Source organism: Pseudomonas sp. XP1, assembly GCF_053557675.1.
This window is the reverse complement of sequence record NZ_JBNRIJ010000019.1, coordinates 1-7,196: the sequence shown is the minus strand read 5'-3', so window position 1 is coordinate 7,196 and position 7,196 is coordinate 1. Positions and strand designations below refer to the sequence as shown.

The following is a 7,196-nucleotide window of genomic DNA, read 5'->3' as shown; positions in this document are numbered from 1 at the left end:
GGTTGGGGTTTCCCCCGCGAAGAGGCCGGCACAGGTCATGCACATTCACAGTGCACAACACCCCATCCCGGTGCACATCAATACACATCCCGCCGATACCGCTTGGCCCTGCCCAGCGCTTCGACATAAGCCGCAGCAGCCCCTGCATCCATGCCGCCATGCTCGGCGACGATCGCCCGCAACGCCGCATCCACATCCTTGGCCATGCGCTGCGCATCGCCACACACGTAGAAGTACGCCCCCGCCTCCAGCCACTGCCACAACTGCGCGCCCTGTTCGAGCATGCGCTGCTGCACATAGACCTTCTCGGCCTGGTCGCGTGAAAACGCCGTGTCCAGACGCAGGTGCCCTGCAGCCTGCCAGGCCTGCAGCTGCTCCTGGTAATAGAAATCGGTGGCCGCGTACTGCTCGCCGAAGAACAGCCAGTTGGCCCCTTTCGCCCCACGTGCCTCTCGCTCTTCGAGAAAGGCCCTGAACGGCGCAATGCCGGTGCCGGGGCCAACCATGATCACCGGCACGCTGTCATCCTCGGGCAGGCGAAAGTGCTTCGACACTTGCGGGAAAATGGCCACTTTCAGCGCCTGCGCACGGTCGGCAAGGAAGCTTGAACACACCCCTTTTCGCGCTCCATAGCGCACCGTGGAAACGGTCAGGTGCACCTGCTGCGGGTGTGCCAGCGGGCTGGAGCTGATCGAATACAGGCGCGGCTGCAACGGTTTGAGCAGCTCCAGCCAGCTGGCCAGCGGCAGCTTTTGGGGGAAGGCGCGCAGCACATCGACCAGTTGCCGCCCCCACAACCAGTCCTGCAGCTCGGCCTTGCACTCGGGCTGCAGCAGGCGCTGCAGGTCCGGGGCATTGCCGGCGAAGGCCAGCAGCTGCTGCGTGGTGACCCTGGCAATCTCCAGGTGCGCTTGCAGGGCTTCGGTCAGCGGCATGGCGGGTTGGCCTTTCAGCTGAACCATGGTCTGGCCATCGAGCTGCATCAACACCAGCAGTTCGTCGACCAGGGCCGGACAGTTGCGCGGCCACACGCCCAAGGCATCACCGGCGGCATAGGTAAAACCGCTGCCGCTCAGGTCGAACACCAGTTGACGGGTTTCCTTGCTGGCACCCGGGCCGTTGAGCAGGCGGTTTTCCAGCAAGGTGGCAGCCCAGGGTTGCTGCTTGCCATAGGTCGCCACGGGCGCAGGCTCGGTGACCGCTTGCAGTGCAGCAGCGCTGCCTAGCGTAGGCAGCAGCGCATCCAGCCAGGCGGCGAAGGCGTCGTCGAAGTCCGGCTCGCAGTCCACCCGCTGCAGCAGGCGCCGCCCGCCCAGCTCGGCCAGGCGTTGGTCGAGCTTGCGGCCAAAGCCGCAGAACTGGTCGTAACTGGAGTCGCCCAGGGCCAGCACGGCAAAAGGCAGTTCGGCGCAGTGGGCGCCCTCCTCGCCCTGCAAGGCTTGCCAGAACGCCGCTGCGCTGTCGGGCGCGTCGCCATCGCCAAAGGTGCTGGCGATCAGCACCACGCTGGCGGCGCCCTGCAGTTGGCGCGGGCTGACCGCTTCCATGCAACTGAGCTGCACGTCGAGGCCGGCACCGCGCAGGCGCTCGGCACAGCGTTCGGCCAACAGCTCGCCGTTGCCGGTTTGCGAAGCCCACAGCACCTGGTGCCGTGGTGCTATCAACGCTGCATCGGGCAGCACCGCCGGCTGGGCGAACAGCCCGGCCAGCAAGCCATCGATGAACAGCCGGCGGTTGGCGGCCAGCGGCGCACTGGCCGGCAGGCAGGGCACGCCCTCGGCGCGCGCCTGGTCCAGGCCTAGCAGGAAGCCTTGCAGATAATGGCGCTCTTCCTCGGCCAGCACCGGGGCTGGCAGGGTGTCCAGGCCAAGCAGACGGGACAGGGTGGCGGTCGGCATGCGGGCAGGCTCCGGATTGGCAGTGTTCAGATCAAGGGCTTCGATGCGCTCACCGGCAACCCGCTCCAGGGTCACGGCACAATGCTTGAACGCCGGCTGCAACGACAGCGGGTCGACCGCATCGCAGGTCACGGCGTTGATCGCCAGTTGCTCGCCGACCAGGTCGTTCCAGTGGAACGGGGCAAAGCAGTTGCCAGGCATGACCCGGTCGCTGATCCGCGCGGGTAGCACGGCCTGCCCGCGGCGCGAGCGAATGGCCACCTGGTCCTTTTCGGCGATGCCTAGCCGGGCAGCATCTTCGCGGTGGATTTCCACGAAGGGGCCGGGCTCCAGCTTGTTCAGCGCCGGTACCTTGCCGGTCTTGGTCAGGGTGTGCCACTGGTGCTGCACGCGGCCTGTATTCAGCACCATGGGGTAATCGGCATCCGGCAGTTCCGCTGCTGGCAACCAGGGCCGGGCCAAGAAGCGGGCCTTGCCGCTGGCGGTCGGGAAGGCCAACACCGGGCACTCGCCCTGGGCATGGTGCAACAGCGTCTGGCTGCTGCCGTCGTTGCGATAGCGCAGCGGGCTGCGCGGGTTGTCACGGCCCGGGGCGCAGGGCCACTGGCGCGGCTGCTCGCGCAGTTCGGCATAGCCGATGCCACGTAGGTCGTAGCCGGTGGTTGGGTTGTGAAAGCGGCGAATCTCCTCGTACACAGCTTCCGCATCGGGGTAGTCGAAGGCGTCGGCGTAGCCCATGGCACAGGCGACCCGGGCGATGATCTGCCAGTCTGGCAGGCTCTGCCCGGGCGGCTCGACGGCGCGCGGCATGAGAGTGAGGTTGCGCTCGCTGTTGATCATCACGCCCTCGCCTTCGGCCCACAGCGCAGCCGGTAGCAGGATGTCGGCGTAGCGGTTGGTCTCGGTGTCGAGGAAGGCATCCTGGGTAATCACCAGTTCGGCCTGACGCAGGCCGTCGATCACCTGCTGCCGGTTGGCGACACTGGCCACCGGGTTGCTGCAGATGACCCAGCAGGCCTTTACCGCACCGCTTTTCATCTGCTCGAACAGCGCCACCGTGCCATCGCCGCCTTCGCTGCGCAGGCTGCCCGGAGGCAGTTGCCACTGCTGCTCGACGAAGGCGCGGTCTTGCGCCACCAGCGCCGAGCGCTGGCCAGGCAGGCCAGGGCCCATGTAGCCCATCTCGCGGCCCCCCATGGCATTGGGTTGGCCGGTCAGCGAAAACGGCCCGCTGCCGGGGCGGCAGATGGCGCCAGTGGCCAGGTGCAGGTTGCAGATCGCATTGGTGTGCCAGGTGCCGTGGATGCTCTGGTTCAGGCCCATGGTCCAGCAGCTCATCCAGCTGCTGGCGCTGCCGATCCATTCGGCTGCCCTGATGATGTCGGCCTCGGCCAGCCCGGTTATTGCGGCCACCCGGTCAGGGGTGTAGTCATCGAGAAAGGCCGGCAGTTCGTCCCAGCCTTCGGTGTGGCGGGCGATGAAGTCGGGGTCGGTGTGGCCGTTACGCAGCAGCAGGTGCAGCAGGCCGTTGAGCAAGGCCATGTCGCTACCGGGGCGCACCTGCAGAAACAGGTCGGCCTTGTCGGCGGTGGCGCTGCGCCGCGGGTCGACGACGATCAGCTTGGCCCCCGCCTTGACCCGGTCGAGCAGGCGCAGGAACAGGATCGGGTGACAGTCGGCCATGTTGGCGCCAATCACCAGGAATACGTCGGCGTGCTCGAAGTCCTGGTAGCTGCCGGGCGGGCCATCGGCACCGAGCGACAGCTTGTAGCCGCTGCCGGCACTGGCCATGCACAGGCGCGAGTTGGACTCGATGTGGCGGGTGCGGATAAAGCCCTTGGCCAGCTTGTTGGCCAGGTACTGGGCCTCCAGCGACATCTGCCCGGACACGTAGAGCGCCACGGCGTCGGGGCCGTGCTGGTCGATGATGCCGCGCAAGCGCGCAGCGGCGGCGGCGATGGCCTGGTCGATGCCGGTACGCGCTGGCTGCTGGCTGCGCTGCTGGCGCACATAGGCATCATTCATGCGCCCGGCGGCGGTCAGCGGCAGGTGTGCGGTGAGGCCTTTGGTGCACAGGCGGCCGAAATTGCTGGGGTGCTGCTTGTCGCCGCTGATCTTGCCAACCTTGCCATCGGCAACGCTCATGACAATGCCGCAACCGACGCCGCAGTAGGGGCAAACGCTGCGCACTTCGCTGTTGGCCATGGGCGGGCTCCTGTAGGGAACGAAAAAAGGCGCCGGCTGCCCTGCTTGCTAGGCAAGCGGGGCAACACGGCGCCTTTGTCGTGAAGTTTTGCGGGCTGTCGACGTTGATAGCCCTGGATGGAGGTGAAACAGCAATTTATGGGCCAGCTGTGCGCCCCTTTCGCGGGCATGCCCGCTCCCACAGGGATATCGCAAGGCCTGAGAGCGGTGCTGCACCTATGGGAGCGGGCGTGCCCGCGAAGAGGCCGGTACAGGCTATGCACCATGCAATGGCAACCCCACACCCCATGGCGCTATGCTGGGGCACATTCCAACACGAGCCACTGCCCTCCCCCCATGTCCCAGGTGATTATCAAGACCCCCGCCCAACTCGACCTGATGCGCCGCGCCGGCCAACTGCTTGCCCAGGTGTTCGCCGACCTCGACAGCTTCATCCGCCCCGGCGTGACAACCATGCAGATCAACGACCGCGCCGAGGCGTTCATCGTCGGCACGCTCAAGGCTCGCCCGGCGAGCAAGGGCCAGTATGGCTTCCCCTATTCGCTCAACACCTCGGTGGACCATGTGGTATGCCATGGAATGCCCAAGGTCGGTGAAGTGCTGAAAGAAGGCTCGATCATCAACGTCGACATCACCCTGGAACAAGGCGGCTATATCGCCGACTCGTCGAAGATGTACAGCATCGGGCCGATCAGCGATGAGGCGCAGCGCCTGATCGACACCACCTATGGCGCGCTATGGAAAGGCATCGAACAGGTACGCCCCGGGGCTACGCTGGGTGATATCGGCCATGCCATCCAGACCCATGCCGAAGCGGCGGGCTACAGCGTCGTGCGTGAGTATTGCGGGCATGGCATTGGCCAGCAGATGCATGAAGGGCCCGAGGTGCTGCACATTGGCCAGCGCGGGATGGGCCTGAAGTTGAAGCCGGGGATGGTGTTTACCATCGAACCGATGATCAACCAGGGCGGACGCGGGACGCGCACGCTGAAGGATGGCTGGACGGTGATTACCCGCGACCACAGCTTGTCGGCGCAGTGGGAGCATACCGTGGCGGTGACCGAGGATGGGGTCGAGGTGCTGACCTTACGGGAAGAAGAGCGTCGCCGCTGAAATTGCTACAGATCCTCTGTGGGAGCGGGTTCACCCGCGAACACCGGCAAAGCCGGTGCCATGCACCGTGTCGCATTCTTCGCGGGTAAACCCGCTCCCACAGGGGCCAGGCAGCGCCTGTTGGTTTTTTGCTCAATGCAGAAACAAAAAAAGCGACCCTAAGGTCGCTTTCTCTGTTACTTCCGGGTGTTCAGTAGGCCCTGGAAGTGGAATATGGCGCAGCGGACGGGACTCGAACCCGCGACCCCCGGCGTGACAGGCCGGTATTCTAACCGACTGAACTACCGCTGCGCTAAACATCGAGTGGTGGGTGATGACGGGATCGAACCGCCGACCCTCTGCTTGTAAGGCAGATGCTCTCCCGGCTGAGCTAATCACCCATGTCTCTCGGTGTGGCGCGCATTCTACGGGCGACTTTCCGCTCTGGCAAGCACTTATCAAACTTTTTGCAAATTTCTCGAAAACACCAAATCACAGGCACAAAAAAAGCGACCCTGAGGTCGCTTTCTCTGTTACTTCCGGGTGTTCAGTAGGCCCTGGAAGTGGAATATGGCGCAGCGGACGGGACTCGAACCCGCGACCCCCGGCGTGACAGGCCGGTATTCTAACCGACTGAACTACCGCTGCGCTAAACATCGAGTGGTGGGTGATGACGGGATCGAACCGCCGACCCTCTGCTTGTAAGGCAGATGCTCTCCCGGCTGAGCTAATCACCCTTCGTCTCGGTGTGGCGCGCATTCTACGGACGGCCCCGTACCCTGGCAAGCACTTTTTAAACTTTTTTCAAAAAAAACCTCAGGTCTTTCAAAGACCTAGCGTTGCCACGTGCATCTTTACATCCAGCCACAGCTACTGGCACTCCGACAGGGTTGGCCTGAGAGCACCGCTCGGAGAATAATGCCCGCCTTATGCATTAAGGAGAGATTGCCCCTCATGTGGTTCAAGAACCTGCTGACCTACCGCCTGACCCAGGAAGTCCCGTTCGAGCCTGAAGCGCTGGAAGCGGCCCTGGCCAGCAAGCCGGCCCGCCCCTGCGCCAGCCAGGAGCTGACCACCTATGGTTTCGTCGCGCCATTCGGCAAGGGCGAAGACGCTCCCCTGGTGCATGTCAGCGGCGAGTACCTGCTGATTGCCGCGCGCAAGGAAGAACGCATCCTGCCCAGCAGCGTGGTCAACGACGCGGTGAAGGAAAAGGTGGAAGAGATCGAGACCGAGCAGATGCGCAAGGTCTATAAAAAGGAACGCGACCAGATCAAGGACGAGATCATCCAGGCCTTCCTGCCGCGCGCGTTCATCCGCCGCTCGATGATCTTCGCCGCCATTGCCCCGCGCCTGGGCGTGATTCTGGTCAACTCGGCCAGCGCCAAGCGTGCCGAAGACCTGTTGTCGACCCTGCGTGAAGTGATGGGCTCGCTGCCGGTGCGCCCGGCCACCGTGAAAATCGCACCGGTTGCCACCATGACCGAGTGGGTCAAGTCGCAGGAAGCTGCCGAAGGCTTCTATGTGCTGGACGAATGCGAACTGCGCGACACCGCCGAAGATGGCGGTATCGTGCGCTGCAAGCGCCAGGACCTGACCGGCGAGGAAATCCAGCTGCACTTGAGCACCGGCAAGGTGGTTACCCAGCTGGCCCTGGCCTGGCAGGACAAGCTGTCGTTCATTCTGGATGACAAGATGGTGATCAAGCGCCTGAAGTTCGAAGAGCTGCTGCAGGAGCAGGCCGAACAGGATGGTGGCGATGAGGCTGCCCAGCAGTTCGATGCCAGCTTCCAGCTCATGATGATGACCTTTGCCGAATTCCTGCCGGTGCTGTTCGAGGCGCTGGGTGGGGAAGAGATTCCGCAAGGGGTCTGACTGGTTTTGAAATGCCGGTGCTGGCCTGGGATATATCCTCAGACAGTACTGGCCTCTTCGCGGGCTTGCCCGCTCCCACAGGTACACCACAGTTTCTGAGTACTGTGGTGTACCTGTGGGAGCGGG

3 protein-coding genes and 4 tRNA genes are annotated in these 7,196 nt (G+C 64.2%); 2 read left to right on the top strand and 5 right to left on the bottom strand.

The genetic code is table 11. From position 1 onward, the window contains the following. Positions 1-77: 77 nt before the first annotated feature. The gene (locus tag ACK1U9_RS16895) at positions 78-4,103 is read right to left on the bottom strand and encodes a bifunctional nitrate reductase/sulfite reductase flavoprotein subunit alpha (protein WP_108481214.1); all 4,026 of its coding nucleotides are present in this window, start codon (positions 4,101-4,103) and stop codon (positions 78-80) included. Between the two features lie 264 nt (positions 4,104-4,367). On the opposite strand from ACK1U9_RS16895, the gene map reads away from it, so the two are divergent. Beyond that, a complete protein-coding gene (gene map, locus ACK1U9_RS16890; protein WP_108481212.1) occupies positions 4,368-5,216 on the top strand; it encodes a type I methionyl aminopeptidase in 849 nt (282 codons plus the stop codon). Between the two features lie 214 nt (positions 5,217-5,430). Here the strand turns inward: map and ACK1U9_RS16885 are convergent. From ACK1U9_RS16885 to ACK1U9_RS16870, 4 genes are all read right to left on the bottom strand, one after another. Continuing rightward, positions 5,431-5,507 (bottom strand) — tRNA-Asp (locus ACK1U9_RS16885). A 13-nt stretch (positions 5,508-5,520) separates the two neighbouring features. Then, a tRNA-Val gene (locus ACK1U9_RS16880) sits at positions 5,521-5,596 on the bottom strand. Between the two features lie 170 nt (positions 5,597-5,766). Next, a tRNA-Asp gene (locus ACK1U9_RS16875) sits at positions 5,767-5,843 on the bottom strand. Between the two features lie 13 nt (positions 5,844-5,856). After that, positions 5,857-5,932: transfer RNA gene (locus ACK1U9_RS16870), tRNA-Val, on the bottom strand. Positions 5,933-6,149: 217 nt separating this feature from the next. Between ACK1U9_RS16870 and rdgC the strand changes: the two genes are divergently transcribed. Then, entirely contained in the window at positions 6,150-7,070 is a 921-nt protein-coding gene (gene rdgC, locus ACK1U9_RS16865) for a recombination-associated protein RdgC (protein ID WP_013971401.1), read from the top strand. Positions 7,071-7,196 lie beyond the last annotated feature (126 nt).

Excerpts from the sequence above, each read along its gene's own strand:
- map (WP_108481212.1), top strand. The coding sequence starts at position 4,368 with ATGCAATGGCAACCCCACACCCCATGGCGCTATGCTGGGGCACATTCC.
- ACK1U9_RS16895 (WP_108481214.1), bottom strand. The coding sequence starts at position 4,103 with ATGGCCAACAGCGAAGTGCGCAGCGTTTGCCCCTACTGCGGCGTCGGT.
- rdgC (WP_013971401.1), top strand. The coding sequence starts at position 6,150 with ATGTGGTTCAAGAACCTGCTGACCTACCGCCTGACCCAGGAAGTCCCG.